Source organism: Actinomyces oris (assembly GCF_001929375.1).
GTDB lineage: Bacteria > Actinomycetota > Actinomycetes > Actinomycetales > Actinomycetaceae > Actinomyces > Actinomyces oris_B.
In genome coordinates, this window is record NZ_MSGO01000051.1 from 1 (window position 1) to 18,735 (window position 18,735).

The following is an 18,735-nucleotide window of genomic DNA, read 5'->3' on the forward strand; positions in this document are numbered from 1 at the left end:
CACACCGCAAACCATCCCGAGACTGGTACGACGCCGTCATCTCAGTCCTGGGCCTCACCGACCGCCTGTCCCACCGCCCCAACGAGCTCTCCGGCGGACAGCAGCAACGCGTAGCCGTAGCCCGCGCCCTGATAGGCCGCCCCAAAGTCATCTTCGCCGACGAACCCACCGGAGCCCTGGACACCGCCTCAGCCGCCAACCTCCTACAAACCCTCGCCCACATGTGCCAAACCCTGGGCCAGACCGTCGTCATGGTCACCCACGACGAACAAGCCGCAGCCACCACCAACCGCATCATCCGCCTACGCGACGGACGCATCACCAACGACGACACCGTCCACCACACCCCCGGCACCCACACCACACCAACTGCCCGCCCGACCCAGCAGGCACCCGTCACCCCCACTCAGCCGGCTCCTCCTATGCCACCTATGATGGCACCGGCAACCCCGGCCGGCCCCGCCGCAGGATTCGACGCCGCGACACCCCCGGCCGGCTCCGTGCCGGTGCGTCGGGCCATCACCCCGGCGGCCGCACCGGAGCCCCGCCGCACCTCCAGAGCGAGCGCCGCTCCCGAGCCCCGTCCCGCCGCCGTCTACAGCGCCCGCCACGTCGCGACTCCCAGCGCAACCCAGATGTTCGGCTTCGGCAGCCCCTACGCCACAGGAATGGAGGCCCGCTAATGCCCTCCCTCCTCGACCTACGGCGCACCGCGGCCGCCCTCGTAGCCGTGGCCATGAGCGCCGCCCTCATCGCCTTCGCCTTCATCATCTCCGACTCCTTCCGCACTCAGACGCAAACCAGCGCGCGGGTGTCCGTAGGCGACGCCGCTGTCGTCGTCCAAGACGGTCGTAGAGCCAACAGTACGGAAGGCGCCCTGGACGACTCCCTCCTCAACCGGGTCTCCGCCCTTGACGGTGTCAGCTCCGTCCGTGGTGCCCACTGGGACATGCTGTGGCTCGACCTGCCCAAGCAGCTAAGCGCCGTCGGAGCCCAGGTCGCCGTCCAGGACGTCCCGGCGCTCACCAAGTTCACCACCCTGAGCAGCGGCCGGCTCCCCACCGCCACCGGTGAGGTGGCCATCGACTCCGACCTCGCCGAGCAGCAAGGCCTCAGCGTCGGCGACACCATCCGCTTGAGGACCAAGGACAACGACAACGCTAAGGCCGTCCACTCGGCTCCCACGGTGGTCGGCATCATCTCCGCCGGAGCCGACAGCAAGGAGACCGGCACCGGCACCCTCTACGCCACCGCAGAGCAGCTCCAAGCGATGGGAGCCAGAATCAATTACTACAGGCTCTACGTCAGCGCCAAACCTGGAACTGACACCAGTTCATTGATGAGGAATGTGTCCGAAATCATTCACTCTACCCAGCCCTCCGCCGTCATCCAGAGCGCGGACGAGGCCGTCTCTCAGCGAGCTAAAGCCGAATTAGGAGGGACGATCATCTCAACCATCCTCAACCTCCTGGCCCCGGTCTGCGCGGCGGTCGCCATCATCGTGATCGCCACCACCTTCAGCACGCTGGTGGCGCGCCAGACCCGCATGGTCGGCCTCATGCGCTGCATAGGATCAAGTCGCCGTCAGGTGATGCTCGCCGTGTTGCGCACTGGACTCCTTACTGGCCTGGTCGGCTCCGTCCTGGGCACGGCGCTCGGGACCGGTCTCGGCGCCATCGCCGTGTCCTCGGGAACCTTCGCGGACCTCAAGGCCGATCAGCTCACCATCTCCCCGGTGTCCCTCGGGCTCACCGTCGCTCTGGGGGCACTAGTCACCTTCATCGCCGTGCTCCGCCCCGCCCGCAAGGCCACCCGCATCTCACCGCTCGTGGCACTCACCGGACAGGTCGCAAGCACCAAGCAGGCCGGACGCAGAAGGATATGGGTCGCCGTCGCAGGAGTCATCATCGCCGCCATCGGTGCGGCCGTGGTCGCCCTCGGCATCCAGGTATCCGATATCTTCATCACAGCATGCGGGAGCGGCATCGTCGTCCTCGGCGCGGTCCTCGGCCTTCCGCTGCTCGTCACCGTCATCATCGGATTCATCGGAAGAGTCAGTGGTGACGCGCGATTCCCGGTCCTGCGCCTGGCTACCCGGAACCTGGCCCGCAACTCCGGACGGTCCGCCGCGACCGCAGCCACGCTCTTCGTCTGCGTCCTAGTGGGGTCAGCACTCTTCGTCGGCCTGTCCTCCTTGAACGCCTCCTTCGACGCCATCCTCGGCCACAGCTCACCAGTGGACGCCAGAATCTTCGGAGTCACACCGCAAACCGATACCGCGCAGCTGACGAAGCAGGTCAAAGCAGTCAACGGAATCAAGGACGCGACCTACGTCCCCACCCTCGACCTGACCCAGAACGTCAACGGAGAATCGAAGGACATTACTGTCGACGTCATCGACCTCAAAGCCATCGCCCCCATCGCACGGTCCACCAGCGGCCTGGAGGGCCTTGACGACAAGACCCTCATTGTGGGCGGCATCTATAACATTCCAGATGGCGCCACAGTCACCCTGACCGGCGCTACCGACAGCGTTGAGCTGACGGCCCGCGTCCAGGAGGGCTGGGGCGCCGCCATCAGCCCGGCAGTGGCCCAGCGCCTCAACGGCGACACCCCCACCAACACCACCATGTGGGTTCGGTCCACCGGCAATTCCATGACATCCGATACCGAGCACGCCCTCAATGCGGCTGTCCGAGGTCAGGCTCTGATGGTGGCCGGTAGCGCCGCCGCCAGTGAGCAGATGTCATCCATCATCACGAGGATGGCCCTCATCGTCTGCCTGGTTCTGGGGGCCGCCCTCGTCATCGCCCTGTCCGGGCTGGCCAACACCACGGACGTCTCAGTTCTGGAACGCATTCGAGAGATCGGGGTTCTACGCGCCACCGGCAGCTCCCGCCAGGAGATCCGGCGCCTCATCGTCACCGAGGGAACCCTCCTGGCGGCCGTGGGGGGGAGCCTCGGTCTCCTCATCGGAATGTTCCTCGGCACAGCAGGCACGGTTGCGGCGGGAGGGGCCGCTAAGGGTATGTCTGTGCACATCCCCTACCTCGCACTGATCGGCATGTTCGCCGCGACCCTGGCCGTCGGCCTGCTGGCCTCGCTGCGCCCGGCCGGGCGCGCAGCCTCGGTGCCGCCGGTCATGGCACTCGCAGAGGACTGATCGACAACAAGGGGCCCCTGTTGTGGGAGATCCTGCGCGACTCCTACGCCCGTCCGGGGCTGAATAGAGCGGCCGCGAGCAATCGGGCCCTTGAGCAGATGGTTCTGGCGCGTCTGATCGAGCCCACCTCCAGGCCCAGATCCCTCGCCTGCTGGGTGACCTGGGCCTGGAGTCGGTCGGCATGCGGACCTTGTTCCGTTCTCAGGGTCGCTGCATGGAGCAGGGCTACCGCGAGGGCCTCTCACGGGCCCTGTTCGATCACGTCACCACCGGCAGGGGCCTGGCCCTGTGCCCGCACGACATGAACACCTTGTATTTCAAGGCCGAGCGTGAGGATGATCTGAGGCGGGTGGGTTGCTCCAAGGAGCAGAGGCTCGTCCCCAGATCGTCGCCGGGCTACTGATCGACCAGGTCGTGACAGGCCGATGGCTTCATCCGGTTCGCCTGCGGCGCTCCGCTCACCCGGCGTCGGGCGCCTTCCAACGAGCCTGATTATGGGCTGCGGCGGGAGTCTCATCCTAAAGGCGGAGACGCCACCGCAGTCCGTCCCTTCGGCGCATTCCGGTTCTTCTCCCCGATTCCTAGCCTCTAGGCATCCACCCATCTATCACGGGGACTGTGCGGCACGCCGGCCGCGGCCCCGCCCGGAAGGAAGAGAAACACTATGCCGCACCAGATTCCACACATCAGTCCCACCGTCAACAAGGTGGTTGAGGCCCGTGCGCTGCGTAAGGTCTACGGCGAGGGCAACGCCCAGGTCATCGCCCTGGACACGGTCAGCCTCACCATCACCGAAGGAGAGTTCGCAGCCATCATGGGCCCCTCCGGCTCAGGCAAGTCCACACTCCTGCACTGCCTAGCCGGCCTGGACACCCCCACCTCCGGCAGCGTCTTCATCGCCGGACAGGACCTGTCAGGCATGAAGGACAAACAGCTCACCACCATACGCCGCGACCAGCTCGGCTTCATCTTCCAGTCCTTCAACCTCCTACCCACCCTGACCGCCGAGGAGAACATCCTCCTACCCCAGCGCCTGGCACACCGCAAACCATCCCGAGACTGGTACGACGCCGTCATCTCAGTCCTCGGCCTCACCGACCGCCTCACCCACCGCCCCAACGAACTCTCCGGCGGCCAGCAGCAACGCGTAGCCGTAGCCCGCGCCCTCGTGGGCCGCCCCAAAGTCATCTTCGCCGACGAACCCACCGGAGCCCTGGACACCGCCTCAGCCGCCAACCTCCTACAAACCCTCGCCCACATGTGCCAAACCCTGGGCCAGACCGTCGTCATGGTCACCCACGACGAACAAGCCGCAGCCACCACCAACCGCATCATCCGCCTACGCGACGGACGCATCACCAACGACGACACCGTCCACCACACCCCCGGCACCCACACCACACCAACTGCCCGCCCAGCCCAGCAGGCACCCGTCACCCCCACTCAGCCGGCTCCTCCCGCACCACCGATGACCGCGCCGGCACCCCACCCTGGCCCCGCCGCAGGATTCGACGCCGCGACACCCCCGGCCGGCTCCGTGCCGGTGCGTCGGGCCATCACCCCGGCGGCCGCACCGGAGCCCCACCGAGTATCCAGGCCGGACGTTGCTTCCGCACCGCCAGCACCCCACCCCACCGCCCGCCATGCCGCGGCTCCCAGCGCGACCCAGATGTTCGGCTTCGGCAGCCCCTACGCCACAGGAATGGAGGCCCGCTGATGCCCTCCCTCCTCGACCTGCGACGAACAGCCGCGGCGTTCGTGGCCGTGGCCATGAGCGCCGCCCTCATCGCCTTCGCCTTCATCATCTCCGACTCCTTCCGCACCCAGCTACAGACCAGCGCACGTCTATCCGTAGGCGACGCCGCCATCGTTGTCCAGAACGGTCGTAGAGCCAACAGTACGGAAGGCGCCCTGGACGATTCCCTGATCAAGAAGCTCTCCGCTCTCGACGGCGTCGCCTCTGTCCGCGGCGCCCACTGGGACCTACTGTGGCTCGATGTGCCCAAGCAGTTGCGAAGCAGGTCCCAGGTCGTCGCTCAGGACGTGCCAACACTCACCAAGTTCACCACCCTGAGCAGCGGTCGGCTCCCCAAGACAACCGGCGAAGTCGCCATCGACACGGTACTCGCCGAGCAGCAAGGCCTGAACGTCGGCGACACCATCAAAATGAAGAACGATGACAAGGATGACGCCATCCACTCATCTTCCACGATCGTCGGCATCGTTTCCGCGGGAGCGGATAATCAAATTTCCGGACCTGGAATTATTTTCGGAACCACCGAACAGCTCCAGGCCATGGGGGCGCATACCAACTACTACAGATTATACGTCAACGCCAAACCAGGATTCGACACCAGCGCCCTGATGAGTGGTGTTTCCAACACCATCTTGACCACCCAGCCATCTGCTATCATTCAAAGCAGGGACGAGGCCATCGCCCAGCGCACTAAGTCGGAGACTGCAGGCGGGGAGAACATCTCAACTATCCTCAATCTCCTGGCCCCGGTCTGCGCGGTCGTTTCCATTATCGTCATCGCCACCACCTTCAGCACGCTGGTGGCGCGCCAGACACGCACGATCGGCCTCATACGGTGCATAGGATCAAGTCGCCGTCAGGTGATGCTCGCCGTGTTGCGCACTGGACTCCTTACTGGCCTGGTCGGCTCCGTCCTGGGCGCGGCGCTCGGGACCGGTCTCGGCGCCATCGCGGTGTCCTCGGGAACCTTCGCGGACCTCAAGGCCGATCAGCTCACCATCTCCCCGGTGTCCCTCGGGCTCACCGTCGCTCTGGGGGCACTGGTCACCTTCATCGCCGTGCTCCGCCCCGCCCGCAAGGCCACCCGCATCTCACCGCTCGTGGCACTCACCGGACAGGTCGCAAGCACCAAGCAGGCCGGACGCAGAAGGATATGGGTCGCCGTCGCAGGAGTCATCATCGCCGCCATCGGTGCGGCCGTGGTCGCCCTCGGCATCCAGGTATCCGATATCTTCATCACAGCATGCGGGAGCGGCATCGTCGTCCTCGGCGCGGTCCTCGGCCTTCCGCTGCTCGTCACCGTCATCATCGGATTCATCGGAAGAGTCAGTGGTGACGCGCGATTCCCGGTCCTGCGCCTGGCTACCCGGAACCTGGCCCGTAACTCCGGGCGGTCCGCCGCGACCGCAGCCACGCTCTTCGTCTGCGTCCTGGTGGGGTCAGCGCTCTTCGTCGGCCTGTCCTCCCTGAACGCCTCCTTCGACGCCATCCTGTATCACAGCTCACCCGTGGACGCCAGAATCTTAGGCATCACACCGCAAACCGATACCGCGCAGCTGACGAAGCAGGTCAAAGCAGTCAACGGAATCAAGGACGCGACCTACGTCCCCACCCTCGACCTGACCCAGAACGTCAACGGAGAATCGAAGGACATTACTGTCGACGTCATCGACCTCAAAGCCATCGCCCCCATCGCACGGTCCACCAGCGGCCTGGAGGGCCTCGACGACAAGACCCTCATTGTGGGCGGCATCTATGACATTCCAGATGGCTCCACAGTCACCCTGACCGGGGCTGCCGGCAGTGTTGAGCTGAAGGCTCGCGTCCAGGAGGGGTGGGGAGCCGTGGTCAGCCCGGCAGTGGCCCAGCGCCTCAACGGCGACACCCCCACCAACGCCACCATGTGGGTTCGCTCCACCGGCAATTCCATGACATCCGATACCGAGCACGCCCTCAACACGGCCATCCGCGGTCAAGAAATGATGGTGAGCGGAAGCGCGTCAGCGAGCGAGCAGATGTCAACCATGTTCAATAAATTATCCCTTGTAATTTACTTGGTTCTGGGCGCCGCCCTGGCCATCGCCCTGTCCGGGCTGGCCAACACCACGGACGTCTCGGTCCTGGAACGCATTCGAGAGATCGGGGTCCTGCGCGCCACTGGCAGCCCTCGCTCAGAGATCAGAAGCCTCATCGTCACCGAAGGAACACTGCTCGCATTCGTCGGCGGGACACTTGGACTCACCATAGGAACCACCCTCGGCGCAGCAGGAGCGCTTTCGGTAGTCGACGAATCATATGGAGTGAGCGTGAGCATTCCCTACCTCACTCTGATCAGCATCAGCATCATCACCCTCCTCGTCGGCATGACAGCCTCACTGAGGCCCGCCAGGAGAGCCGCCTCGGTGCCGCCGGTCATGGCACTCGCAGAGGACTGATCATATGCCGAAGATTCGAAAGCATCCCCCTGTCCGACAACAGCTTCCTCACCCCACACACAGAACTCGCATGAAGAAGGAGATCTACATGGAATTGTTCTCCCGGCGCTGCAAATCACTGAGCGACAGCAGATTCAGCGACGCCATGAACGCCGAGACCCGCAATCCCCTCGAAACCAGCGATTGCTTTGCCTGCCCCTTCAACGAGCATCAGTGCCACAACCACTGCTTGAGCACGGGATATCGCGGAGGATTCTGCGGAGGATTCGCGGCCGCCACATGCCGCTGCTACTGACCCCCATCGCGCACGGGGCCGCTTCCAGAGATCTCTGGAAGCGGCCCCGCTCCTCATTCATCGACACACCACCAGAAGACACTACTGCCCCGCACGACGATGGGACCTCACTGGTGGAACCCCCTTAAGGATGACAGGCAATGATATTTCCTACCTTCGATGAATTTCTCTCCGCTTGCCCTCCCCATAGATTGACACCATCACCTCGGCGGAAGGTACCTGCAGTCAGCAAACTGCCGCCGAGCCACAGAACTCCCCAGTCCGGGGAAGGTGAGCGGACATATTCACCCGCTCACCCTTGAATCTCCCATGGGAACCCCCAGGGAGACCTCCAGAAAGGAACACACCAATGGACAAGTTCACCCGCCGCACCGCACCTCTGAGCGACGCTGATTCCAAGCACGCCATCAGCTCCGAGACTCAGGCCCCCATCGAAGGCGCCGAGGGCTTCGGCTGCCCCAACGAGTACCGGTGCAACGCACATTGCCAGAGCGTCGGCTACCAGGGAGGCTACTGCGACTTCTGGACCGCTCGCCGGCGCTGCACCTGCTACTGATCCGCATATTACCCAGCCACCCCACAACTCGTAGGGAGCTCGGGAAGAACACTGAATGTGGGCTGTCAGATGCCGAGCATCTGACAGCCCACACCTCCTCCCCGTCCCCGCACTAGAGAACAGGATGGTCAACCTTAGGGAGGATCCCCTTCACCTATCTCACACTTTAGCATATTTCCACATCGGCAAGCACCCCATAGTCTTTCCACATCAGCTGCCACAAGGAAATACATCCTGAGTCGCACCAATGTCTTACGACACTTGCACGAAAGATGATAAAAGAGCACCCCATGCCACGATTCGTTCGCCGTTTCACCGACCTAGCGGATACGACATTTGCGCAGGCTCTTCGCTCAGACACACACCCCCACCAAGAACCCCGAATACAACTGCCCCACCGACGAGTCTCCGTGCGAGTGACTCTGGCGGCTCGGTGCCGTTGGCATCGCATCACCAGCTTCCCCAGTCCGGGGAAGGTGAGCGGACCATTCACCCGCTCACCCTTGAATCTCCCATGGGAACCGCCCAGGGGAGGACCACCAGAAGGGAACACACCAATGGACAAGTTCACCCGCCGCGCCGCTCCTCTGAGCGACGCCAGCTTCAACCAAGCCATCAGCTCCGAGACCCAGGCCCCCATCGAGGGCGCCGAGTACGGCTGCCCCGGCGCCGAGTACGGCTGCAACAACCGTTGCCGAAGCATCGGCTACAGGGGAGGCTATTGCGGCTCCTTGTTCAACCTCCGCTGCCTCTGCTACTGAGCCAAACGGCACCCCCTCTCCACATCCTGGAGGCAACGCAGGAAAACATGGAACGTGGGCTGTCAGATGCTGAGCATCTGACAGCCCACACCTCCCCCCTGCCCCTGTACCAGAGAACGGGATGGTCCACCTTAGGGAGGACACCCCTCCATATATCCCACCCTTCGGGGTATTTTCACATTACCAGGCACCCCGTAGTCTTCTCATATCAGCCAAAGCAAGGCGAAGACTTCACCAGTCACACTAACGTTTCACACCACTTGCACGAGAGACGAAAAAGGACCACCCCATGCCACGATTCGTTCGCCGCTCCACCGCCCTAGCGGATGTGACATTTGCGCAGGCTCTTCACTCAGAGACGCACGCCCCCACCGAGGGCGCAGAATACAACTGCCCCACCGACGAGTCTCCGTGCGACCGCCACTGCAGGTACTCCGGATACCGGGGAGGCTACTGCGGAGGAGCACTCAAGACGTCCTGCCACTGCTACTAGTTCAATCAGCGGATCGCAACACACCGGACAACGTTATCTGACTCATCTTTCGTGCGAGTGACTCTGGCGGCTCGGTGCCGTTGGCATCGCATCACCAGCTTCCCCAGTCCGGGGAAGGTGAGCGGACCATTCACCCGCTCACCCTTGAATCTCCCATGGGAACCGCCCAGGGGAGGACCACCAGAAGGGAACACACCAATGGACAAGTTCACCCGCCGAACTGCTTCTCTGAGCGACAGTGACTTCAAGCAGGCCATCAGCTCCGAGACCCACGCCCCCATCGAGGGCGCTGAGGGCTTCGGCTGCCCCGACGAGTCCCGGTGCAACGCGCACTGCCAGAACAACGGCTTCGATAGAGGAAGGTGCGACTCCATCTTTGCGCTCCGCTGCCACTGCTCCTACTACCGCTAAGCCGCATACAACACGGGGCCTGCCTGCGCCGTAGCAGCGACGCAGGCAGGCCCCGCCCTCAACCCAGTCACCCAGATCAAGGTTCACACCAATGAGTCACCATGATACCCCTTGGACCGACAGCAACCAACTGCTCGTCAACCACGCAGGAACCTGGGAGCAGGTTGATGAGGCCACGCTCGCCAGCAAACACACGTCTGCCTCCCTCCGGTTCATCCTCGCCCGCATCGCGGACATCCGGCCGCCCTTCGGGCAGTCGCTCTTCACCAAGGTCCTTCACAAGGCTCCCGGAACGCAACTCGACAACGACTCGATTCAGCCCCTGCAGCCCGAGCAGTACAGCACCGATGTCATCAGTCTCGAGGCCGCCGAAGAGGTACTAGCCCAGGCCCTGAGTCGGAACACCTCTGCCACCCGCTTCTCCTCGGCATCAATGCCCGTTGACGAGATCATCCTGCGCTATCTCAATGCTCTCACGGCGCCCGCTCCGGACGGGGCCTCCGCACCGTCTGAGACCGAGGCGAGCGACATCGACGCACGGGGCATTCGGGACCTCGTCGGCTCTATTCCGAGTGAGGCGAAGAAAGACTCGCAAGGCGGGGGCTTCTTCCAGCGGCTACTGTCCAAGAAGGATAAGTCGGACTCACACGAGCATGAGCACGAGCACGCCTCGGAGGACTCGGAGCCGGTCATTGTGGAGCCTGACCCACAATGGCTCAGCATTGACGCCATACAGACGATCGACGTAGCACGAATCGTGTCACTGTCCTCGTGGGAGGAGGCCCTCAAGGGACTCCCACCGCGGGTGGCCCAGCTCCTGTGGACAGTCTCCAGCGACTCATCGCCGTCATCGAACTCGCTGTACCGCCCAGCCCATGACCCAGACGTTATCGGCGCCTTCGCCCAGGTTCCTGTTGAGCAGCGCTCCATGGAGGTCCGGAACGGCATTCGCACCTATGACGCCGCGCTGTTCCGCAGATTCGGTAAGGAGCCCGTCAACGACCACGCCGCAGCCCGACTGCGCGCTGTCAAGGAGGCCGCCGAGATGTGGCCCTCCTGGCAGGAGGAGCTGGCCGACGGCTCCCTCGCCGCCCAAGGCTGCATTGACGTCGACGGAATGACCTTGATCGGACAAGACCCCTTCCTTCGCCAGAAGTACGCACTGGATGTCAAGAAGACCGTAGAGACAGAAAGGTGGGTGACCTCATGGCTGAGCGCTGGAGGCTCGCTGACGGAATGACTTTGACGCACCTGGAGAACGGGGGCTGGACACTCGCAGACCTCCATCGCCTCTCCATACACGAGCTGGATGAGGAGAACGGAGCCCTCCTTGACAAGGCCCTCCATTCCACCGATTCGATCCCGCTTTCACCCATCATCGAGTCCGCTATTGAGTCCGAAATCATCATCAATTCAGATTCCACTTCCAACGCTCAGGAGAGGTCATTATGAACAGCCTATTCGTCACACTACTCATCGGAGGAGCAACCGGGGTCCTCCTGGGAACCGCGGGAGCGAAGATCTGGGCAGCAGCCCGCACCCACCTCGCCTGGCCGGAAGGCGCAAACTTCCTTCGCTTCCACCTCTCGAGCAACTTCGTCATCGCCGCCGAGATCATCATGTCCGCTATCGCGCTGGCCGTTCCAGGCTATCGGATCGTCTCCCTCCTTCTCGCCGTCATCTACGCCGGGTTCGTGGTCGGAGCCACAACGCTTAAGGGCCAGGAGTGCGGCTGCTTCGGCATCGAGGGCATGAAGGTCGGCCCTGTCCACATCTGGGGTTGCGCCCTGACTGCCGCAGCCCTGCTGGCCAGTACGGTCGGCAGCGAGGAGATCGTGAGCCCCCGTCCCCTTCGCCTCGTGGTGGCACTGGCCTCGGCCGTCGTCATGACCGTTGCGATGCAGCTGTGGAACCGGCTGACCCGTATCGAGGTCGACGACACGAATCACGATCAGCTCTTCATCGTTCTGTCTCCAACGTGCACCGCGTGCTCTGCACTCAAGGTGATGGAGAACCACGACGTCGATGACTCTGAGCTCGACGGAACCATTCTGTGGGTGGACCGCGACTCCGAGCAGATCGCCTCGCTTCGTGAGGCCGGAGTCGATGTCTCTGCCTACCCCGCCGTCGTCTCGATGAACTCTGCCGATCCGTCCGACGCCCACGTCCAGTCGGGCCTAGGTGAGTGCAGGGAGGTGCTTCAGTCATGGCGCACTCGGCAACTCGCCCTTCAGGCCTGACCTCCGCGCGGCGCGTCCTGGCCTCGTCATGCGGCCGGGTGCTGCGAGCCTCCGCCCCCTCTATCATCATCGCGGCAATCCTCGTCGCCACTCAGGCGGGCCTGAGCACAGTCTCCCCGCTGATGCTCCAGCGCATCATCGACGGCTTGGCCCAGAACCCCTCGACGGCAGACGTTCTCCTCCCGGGCCTTCTGGCCGCCGGCGCAGCCGTCGTCAGCACAGCGGTCAGCGTGGCCTCGCAGCGCATGACGGCGCTCACCGGACAGCGCTTCCAGGAGCGCCTGCGGGTCCTCATGCTCAACAAGCTGACCCGGCTGTCCTCATCCACCGTCAGCGCGGCGCCGGGAGGTTCCCTGCTCTCACGGATCACGAACGACACTGCCCAGGCCCAGACCTTCGTGTCCACTATTCTGCCGCAGGCCCTCGGCCTCATCGCCCGACTGGGGATCCTGCTGAGCATCATGTGGACCCGGTCCTTCACGATCACCCTGGTGGTCCTCGCACTGGCACTGATTCTGGCCCTGCCCACTGAGCGGGTCTCCCGGACGCTCAGTGCCACCACCGACCGCATGCTCGACGCCATGTCCGTCTTCAGCGGCACCGTGGTGGAGCGCGTCGGCGTCACCGGCCACCTCTTCTCCCGCACGGCGGCGGACATCCCCACGGACCGGCGACGTGCTGAGGCGAGTGCTGCCGGCGTGCGCGCCTCCTACACCCGCATGATCACCCTCGACAGCGCCTTCTCCTCGTCACTGGACCTCGTCGGTGCCCTGGGAACCGTGGCCGTGCTCATCATCGGCGGATACTCCGTGGTCCAGGGGGACATGACTCCCGGCGCCCTGGCCGCCCTGGCCGCCCTCACCCCCCAGCTCTACGCCCCGCTCCAGGCGGCATCCGGGGTTCGCACGGGCCTGGCGACGTCATGGTCCGCGCTGTCTCGCGTGAGCGACTTCCTCGAGTCGAAGGAGGAGTGGTACGAGGCTCCCCCGGCACCGGTAGACGTCCCCAACGGCGGAGCACTCCTAGTCCGAGAAACCGACTACTCGGTTGCCGTCGGGACGAGCAGCACCGTGCTTCTCGACTCGGTCAGCCTCACCGCCCGCTGCGGAGAGATCGTCGCCATCGTCGGCCCGTCCGGAAGTGGGAAGTCGACCCTCCTCAGCCTGATCGCCGGAGCCAACCACCCTTCGCAGGGCAGCATCACTGTCGCCGGTTTCTCCCCCGTCGTCACTGGCACCGAGGCCTGGAACAGCATCGTTCAGTACTGCCCCCAGGAGCCGTTCTTCCGCAGCGGCACTCTCAAGGAGAACTTCGAGGCGGTCTGCCCCGGCATCAGCGAGGCCAGGATCCACGAGCTGTGCAGCAGGGTCGGCCTCGATCTGTCCCGTCTGGGGGACCGTTCCGGAACGAGCACGATGCTCGGGGAACGCGGGGCACGCATCAGCGGCGGAGAGCGCGCGCGTCTGGCGATCGCACGAACCCTCGCCCTCAACCCGCGAGTGCTCCTGCTCGATGAGCCCACAGCGGCCCTGGACGACGAGTCCACCGATCGTCTCATCGCCACGCTGCTCAACCTCAAACGCGATCACTGCATCGTCGTCACCACCCACGACGCCCGCCTTTTCGCCGCAACCGACCGGGCCTACCGCATGGAGTTCGGCAGACTCCGCGAGGTGCCCACCCCAACCCTCGCCCGAGTAGAGAAAGGAGTGCCCGCATGAGCACGACGGTCACGCCCCTTCCCATCGAGCACCTTCCCATCGAGCACCAGCGAGAAGGACTCAACCGGCTCAGCATCCACACGCTGGTGGACCACCGCACCGGCACCCGAGCAGTGCTGGAGGCCCCGGTCTTCCGCACCTCTCCCAGGACTCGCATGAACCTGCTCCGTTACCGAGGGGTCACCTACGACCGGCAGTCCGGCGACGTCGTCACCTCCCCAGTGCCTCACGGCTACCTGGGAACCGTCAGCGCCGGCCACCCGTTCCTCTTCTCCGAGCGCGGTGACGGACTGCCACTGCCCTTCGGCCCGCGGGGCTGGGTCCTGTCCACCTGGCAGGACGACGGGCGCGTCGAGGTCAGCGCCTGCGACGAGGTCGGGACCACCGCATCCCGATGGGGAACCAGCACACGCTCCCTTCTGGGCCTTCGCCCCAACCCGGCCGGCTCGACCCGCCTGTGGCGCTTCGGAGACCACGTCGTGTGGCTGCGTCAGAAGTACCAGCCCTCCGAGGTCGTCACTCGTCACAGCGGCGACGCCGAGCCGTGGCCGGACGCCCTGGTGGAGGAGTTCTTCACCTCCTCCCTGTGCACCGTCATGCTCGACGACGCACCGCTTCCCGGGGTGCCTCAGGGCTCGGTGGTCCTCCTCGAGGCCGGCTCCCCCTTCCTCATCGGAGTGGCCAGCACGCCCGAGGAACTGGCCGCCTTCATGCGGGAGGACCATGTCCCCCACTACCTCGTCGACCTCCACGACGGAAAGAGCAGGGAAGACCGGGAAGGCAAATCGCCGTCGTCGGTATCCCTCATCGGTGACCTGCCCCGCGGATCGGTGGCCCACCGCTCCCTGGGCGGGCGCAGCACGGTGGTCTTCACCGAGCGCCTGGTCGATGAGACGATCTCCTACTCCGCCGAGGACGGTTCGGTGATCGCCACCGTCGCCGACGGCGTCAGCCACTACACGGGGGTCCCCGGACTAACTGGGGTATGGGTCGAGCTCGGTACACCCCACGTCCTGCGGTGGGCAGGGGGCTCCTGGACCAGTGACAGCTCGATCGACCGCATCCTTCCCGGCGGGGCCGACGACAACGTCCAAGTCATCACCGCCGACGGCTCCCACCGGCTGGTGGGAATCGGCGGAGCAGCCGAGGCAACCGACGCCCCTCAGGCCTCCTCATCCCCGATTCTGTGGTGCCCCTCATCGGACGATCCAACCGGCAACGTCTCCGGAACCGTGATCACCCGAGTCCTTCCCGAGCGTACGGTCGACATCACCCTGACCGAGTCGACACGCGGGTCAGTTCCGCTGGTCTGGTTCGACAGCTCCTGGGCACTGCCGATCGAGGCCTCCGAGCCCGCTCCCATCGACCTGGGCTCGCTGCAGCCGGACAGCGTCCGGTGGTGCCACGCGGGCTCGCGCCCCGTAGTGCGGGTGGGCATCGACTACCAGGCACTGGCCGAGGTCCGCGCAGACGACATCCTGGCCGAGCTGCACTTGGCCTGGGAGGCCGCCCTGGGAGTGATCGCCGCCGAACTGCCGAAGTCCCCGATCCCACCTTTCCTGGGTGGCCACAGCTTCGGCGCGGCGCTCGCGGCAGTCTCAGTGCTGCGCGGCACGTCCTCCCCCAGGGGGGTGCTCCTGCGCAGCGGCGCATATGACCGGTACGCGACGCCGTCGGGATTCGAGCACGACCGGCGCACCGCCGCCTCCGATCCCAGCCTGTACAGCATGATGACCATCCTTCCCAGCACTCGCGCACACCGGGATATCCCCTTCCTGCTGACCTGCGGGGACTCCGACGAGAACTCGGCGACGACTCCCGAGCAGTCGCTCTACCTGTACGAGAACCTCCTGGTCGCCGACGCCGACGTCACCCTGTCCGTCTTTCCCGGCGAGGGCCACGTCTTCAGCTCCCGGCAGTCGATCGTGGATCGCCGTCGCCTGGAGGAGACCTGGATGAGTGAGCGCATCCAGTCCCCTCAGCAGTCCCATCACCAGTAACCAGCCACGACCTAAGGAACACCATCATGAGCCGCATCAAACGCTCCGACATCAAGGACTCCGTCCAGACCGTCCTGACCTCCCGGAACCAGCCCGGAATGACGGGGTGGATTCCCCGCACCGATCAGCCCTCCACGGAGGACCGCGACTCGGTCGAGGCCGACCTCCTCGCACTGCGCGGCCTCCTGGAGAAGCACGGCGACGCCCTGTCCGGAGACATCGAGAAGGACGCGGCCCTGGTGACCGCCGCGCGCCGTCGTGGACACGCGGTCGACCTCGTCGTGGGCAGGGAGCGCGCTCCGTACAACGATGAGGCGGGCTTCCTGTCCTGGATCGAGCACAACGGCTCGGTGATCCTGACCCTCGCCCCCGTTCGCGAGCTCTACGAGGAGGTGGCCAGGTGGTGAGCATCAAGGCGCCCGCATGCACCCCCCGTCGCCGCAGGAGGGCCCTGGCCGCCTGCGCTACGCTGTTACTGCTCCTGGGCGCGGGGAGCACGGCGGCCGGCGCCGCCTCAACCGACTCGTCCTCTCACGGCTCACTGCTTCCGGGCGATTCCCTCCAGTCCAAGCAGTGGTACCTCAGCTGGCAGGACCGCCCGGGCTCACCCTCCACCGGCAAAGGCGCCTCCGTGGGCATCATCGATACCGGCGTCGACACCTCTCACCCCGATCTGGCCGCCGCATACGACTCCGCCAGCAGCAAGTCCTTCCTGTCCGGGGGCTCCTGCAACGGAGACACCGCCTGTGACGATCCCGCCCGTGACGGCTTCGGTCACGGAACCTCCGTCGCAGGGATCATCGCGGCCGCCGCGGACGGGCACGGCACTGTCGGGGCCGCTCCGGGGGCCAGGATCGTCAGTCTCAAGGCCGGGGACCGGACGGGCACCTTCTCCGCCGACGCCGTCAGCCAGGCGATCCGGTACGGGGCGGACGCGCATCTCAGCGTCCTCGTCATGAGCTTCACCGTCGACCCCTGGTTCCGCTACTGCGACAACGCGCCCGCCGACACGGCCGAGCAGCGGGCACAGCAGAAGACGGACCTGGAGAAGGTGACTTCGGCGCTGAAGTACGCCGCCGATCACGGGGTGGTCCTCGTGGCCGCCGCCGGCAACGAGGCCTACGATCTCGACCACGGCACATCGGACCCGTACAGCTCGGGCTGGTCCGGTCAGGGAGAACGTCCCGTCACCGATCAGTGCGTCACCATGCCCGCCCAGTCCGACGACGTCATCACCGTTGGGGCCATCACCAAGGCGGGGAACCGGACCGGCTACTCCAATGTTGGCGCCGCGCTCGACATCGTCGCCTTCGGGGGCGAGCCGCCTCTGGCAGGGCCGGGCGGTGCCGTGGTCCAGGGGCCGGAGTCGGGGATCCTCACCACGGCATCGGCGGACAGGCTCCGTCAGCTGGGTGTGCTCAACGACGACGGCTCTCCCCGAACCGACGAGGTCCTGAGCGACTGCCCCTCAGGAGGGGGTTCCTGCAGGTACTACTGGTACCAGAGCGGAACCTCGTTCGCGGCACCCCAGGTCGCGGCCGCGGCGGCGGAACTCAGGTCTCGCGGAGTACCGGCGGGTGATGTCAAGAAACAGCTGACGACGTCGGCGACCCCGATCTCATGCCCGAGCGAGAAGCAGGCTCTGTCATGCGAGCCCCTCACAGGCGGCGGCAACACCTGGTACGGCGCTGGAGCGCTCCGGCTTCCCAGGTGACACAACCGGCCGGAGCCACTCATCAGGAGAGCCTTCACCTCTCCTGATGAGTGGCGACGACCAGCTTGAGGCGTGAGGACACGCCGTACTTCTTCATGAGGTGGGAGACGTGGCTCTTGACCGTGGCCTCCGAGATGAAGAGCTGGTCAGCGATCTCAGCGTTGGAGTACCCCTCGCAGAGGAGATCCAGCACAGCCTGCTCGGCCTCGGTGACACCGGGGCGCGAGCTTGGAACGGGGCGCAGGTACTGGGAGACGAGGCGGGAGGTGGTGGCCGGGGAGATCGTCGTTCCGCCGTTGTGGGCGGCGATGACGGCCCGGATCACCTCCTCCGCCGAGGAGTCCTTGAGCAGGAAGCCGTTGGCCTTCCGGTCCAGCGCGGTCCGCATGGCCTCGTCGTCATCGAAGGAGGTGAGGACGATGACGGCGACCCCGGGCATCCCCTGCTTGACCTTGGTGAGGAGCTGGAGACCATCCATTCCCGGCATCCGCACATCGGTGATGAGCACGTCGACCCGGTAGTTCTGCAGGAAGCCGAAGGCGTCCGTTGCAGACCCGAAGGTGCTGAGAACCTCGATCTCCTGCGCTTCGTTCAGGTAGGCCCTCAGGGCCTGCAGGACAAAGGGATCGTCATCAACGACGATGACCCGGATCTTCTCCGAGCTATTGTTGCCACTTAAACTATCCGAGAGAGCATCTGTCCGCATGGAAGAATGATACTGAGTTTTCCCGATCCGAGAGCGGTTCGTATGTCTCTTCTTGCCTTCGACACTCAGACATCCTTCACATGGCACCCCACGCGACGCACCCACCTGCTCCACGCAGGAGTTGCCATCTTGCTCCTCAGCACCTCATCGGTGACCATAGGTGTCCCTCTTACTCCTTCCGCATTTCTGGTCACCGCCATGAGCCTGGCCTGCCTGCCCCTGGCATCCCGGCTTCCCGCCGCAGGAGCAGCCGCAAGCCTGGCTGTCGCCTGGTTCGCCGCCAACTCCCCATACGATCTAGGCGGCATTGCCGTGGTACTGCCGTGGGGACTTTGCATCATGCTCCTGGGCCGAGGCCTCAGACGCGACATGATCTACATCCTCGCCTTCACAACAACGCTGGCACACCTCTCAGCAACACCAACGTGGTATCAAGGGCTGATCCAAACAGCGACTTTCGGCGCTCCTTGTGTGGTGGTCGGTG

At 65.0% G+C, this 18,735-nt stretch carries 17 protein-coding genes and 2 pseudogenes; 18 read left to right on the forward strand and 1 reads right to left on the reverse strand.

What is annotated here, in order from left to right:
• From BKH32_RS11130 to BKH32_RS11210, 17 genes and pseudogenes are all read left to right on the forward strand, one after another.
• Window positions 1-683 (forward strand): ABC transporter ATP-binding protein (locus BKH32_RS11130; RefSeq protein WP_143222812.1); only part of this gene is annotated, 683 nt, incomplete at its 5' end.
• Window positions 683-3,163, forward strand: coding sequence for an FtsX-like permease family protein (locus tag BKH32_RS11135; protein ID WP_075250104.1), 2,481 nt, complete (start codon window positions 683-685; stop codon window positions 3,161-3,163). The genes BKH32_RS11130 and BKH32_RS11135, both read left to right, overlap by 1 nt.
• 17 nt (window positions 3,164-3,180) lie before the next feature.
• Window positions 3,181-3,574, forward strand: a pseudogene (locus BKH32_RS14785) (IS1634 family transposase); the annotation flags it as partial.
• A 253-nt stretch (window positions 3,575-3,827) separates the two neighbouring features.
• Entirely contained in the window at window positions 3,828-4,880 is a 1,053-nt protein-coding gene (locus BKH32_RS11145; protein ID WP_075250106.1) for an ABC transporter ATP-binding protein, read from the forward strand.
• Window positions 4,880-7,354, forward strand: coding sequence for an FtsX-like permease family protein (locus BKH32_RS11150; protein WP_075250107.1), 2,475 nt, complete (start codon window positions 4,880-4,882; stop codon window positions 7,352-7,354). Before BKH32_RS11145 ends, BKH32_RS11150 begins: the two co-directional genes overlap by 1 nt.
• Window positions 7,355-7,424: 70 nt before the next feature.
• The gene (locus BKH32_RS11155) at window positions 7,425-7,649 is read left to right on the forward strand and encodes an actinodefensin (RefSeq protein WP_178384640.1); all 225 of its coding nucleotides are present in this window, start codon (window positions 7,425-7,427) and stop codon (window positions 7,647-7,649) included.
• 349 nt (window positions 7,650-7,998) lie between these two features.
• A complete protein-coding gene (locus tag BKH32_RS11160; protein WP_075250109.1) occupies window positions 7,999-8,205 on the forward strand; it encodes an actinodefensin in 207 nt (68 codons plus the stop codon).
• A 557-nt stretch (window positions 8,206-8,762) separates the two neighbouring features.
• Window positions 8,763-8,966: an actinodefensin gene (locus BKH32_RS11165; RefSeq protein ID WP_075250110.1), complete on the forward strand. Its 204-nt coding sequence runs from the start codon at window positions 8,763-8,765 to the stop codon at window positions 8,964-8,966.
• Window positions 8,967-9,255: 289 nt separating this feature from the next.
• Window positions 9,256-9,459 carry an actinodefensin gene (locus tag BKH32_RS11170; RefSeq protein ID WP_075250111.1) on the forward strand — a complete coding sequence of 68 codons (204 nt, stop codon included), beginning with the start codon at window positions 9,256-9,258 and terminating at the stop codon, window positions 9,457-9,459.
• Between the two features lie 198 nt (window positions 9,460-9,657).
• Entirely contained in the window at window positions 9,658-9,870 is a 213-nt protein-coding gene (locus BKH32_RS11175) for an actinodefensin (protein WP_075250112.1), read from the forward strand.
• A gap of 91 nt (window positions 9,871-9,961) precedes the next feature.
• Window positions 9,962-11,110 (forward strand): actinodefensin-associated protein A, encoded by a 1,149-nt coding sequence (gene adfA / locus BKH32_RS11180; RefSeq protein ID WP_075250113.1) that lies wholly within the window; start codon window positions 9,962-9,964, stop codon window positions 11,108-11,110.
• Window positions 11,077-11,322 carry an actinodefensin-associated protein B gene (adfB, locus tag BKH32_RS11185; RefSeq protein ID WP_178384642.1) on the forward strand — a complete coding sequence of 82 codons (246 nt, stop codon included), beginning with the start codon at window positions 11,077-11,079 and terminating at the stop codon, window positions 11,320-11,322. The genes adfA and adfB overlap by 34 nt, the downstream gene beginning before the upstream one ends.
• Window positions 11,319-12,110, forward strand: coding sequence for a hypothetical protein (locus BKH32_RS11190; RefSeq protein WP_075250114.1), 792 nt, complete (start codon window positions 11,319-11,321; stop codon window positions 12,108-12,110). The genes adfB and BKH32_RS11190 overlap by 4 nt, the downstream gene beginning before the upstream one ends.
• Window positions 12,077-13,831: an ABC transporter ATP-binding protein gene (locus BKH32_RS11195; protein ID WP_075250115.1), complete on the forward strand. Its 1,755-nt coding sequence runs from the start codon at window positions 12,077-12,079 to the stop codon at window positions 13,829-13,831. Before BKH32_RS11190 ends, BKH32_RS11195 begins: the two co-directional genes overlap by 34 nt.
• Window positions 13,828-15,831: an alpha/beta hydrolase family protein gene (locus BKH32_RS11200; RefSeq protein WP_075250116.1), complete on the forward strand. Its 2,004-nt coding sequence runs from the start codon at window positions 13,828-13,830 to the stop codon at window positions 15,829-15,831. The genes BKH32_RS11195 and BKH32_RS11200 overlap by 4 nt, the downstream gene beginning before the upstream one ends.
• Before the next feature lie 26 nt (window positions 15,832-15,857).
• Window positions 15,858-16,238 carry a hypothetical protein gene (locus BKH32_RS11205; protein WP_075250117.1) on the forward strand — a complete coding sequence of 127 codons (381 nt, stop codon included), beginning with the start codon at window positions 15,858-15,860 and terminating at the stop codon, window positions 16,236-16,238.
• Entirely contained in the window at window positions 16,235-17,545 is a 1,311-nt protein-coding gene (locus tag BKH32_RS11210) for a S8 family peptidase (protein WP_256691721.1), read from the forward strand. The genes BKH32_RS11205 and BKH32_RS11210 overlap by 4 nt, the downstream gene beginning before the upstream one ends.
• A 34-nt stretch (window positions 17,546-17,579) precedes the next feature.
• Here BKH32_RS11210 and BKH32_RS11215 read toward each other — a convergent pair whose 3' ends face one another.
• Window positions 17,580-18,251 (reverse strand): response regulator transcription factor, encoded by a 672-nt coding sequence (locus tag BKH32_RS11215; RefSeq protein WP_075250119.1) that lies wholly within the window; start codon window positions 18,249-18,251, stop codon window positions 17,580-17,582.
• Between the two features lie 129 nt (window positions 18,252-18,380).
• Here BKH32_RS11215 and BKH32_RS14110 point away from each other — a divergent pair.
• Window positions 18,381-18,735: pseudogene (locus BKH32_RS14110) on the forward strand (sensor histidine kinase); the annotation flags it as partial.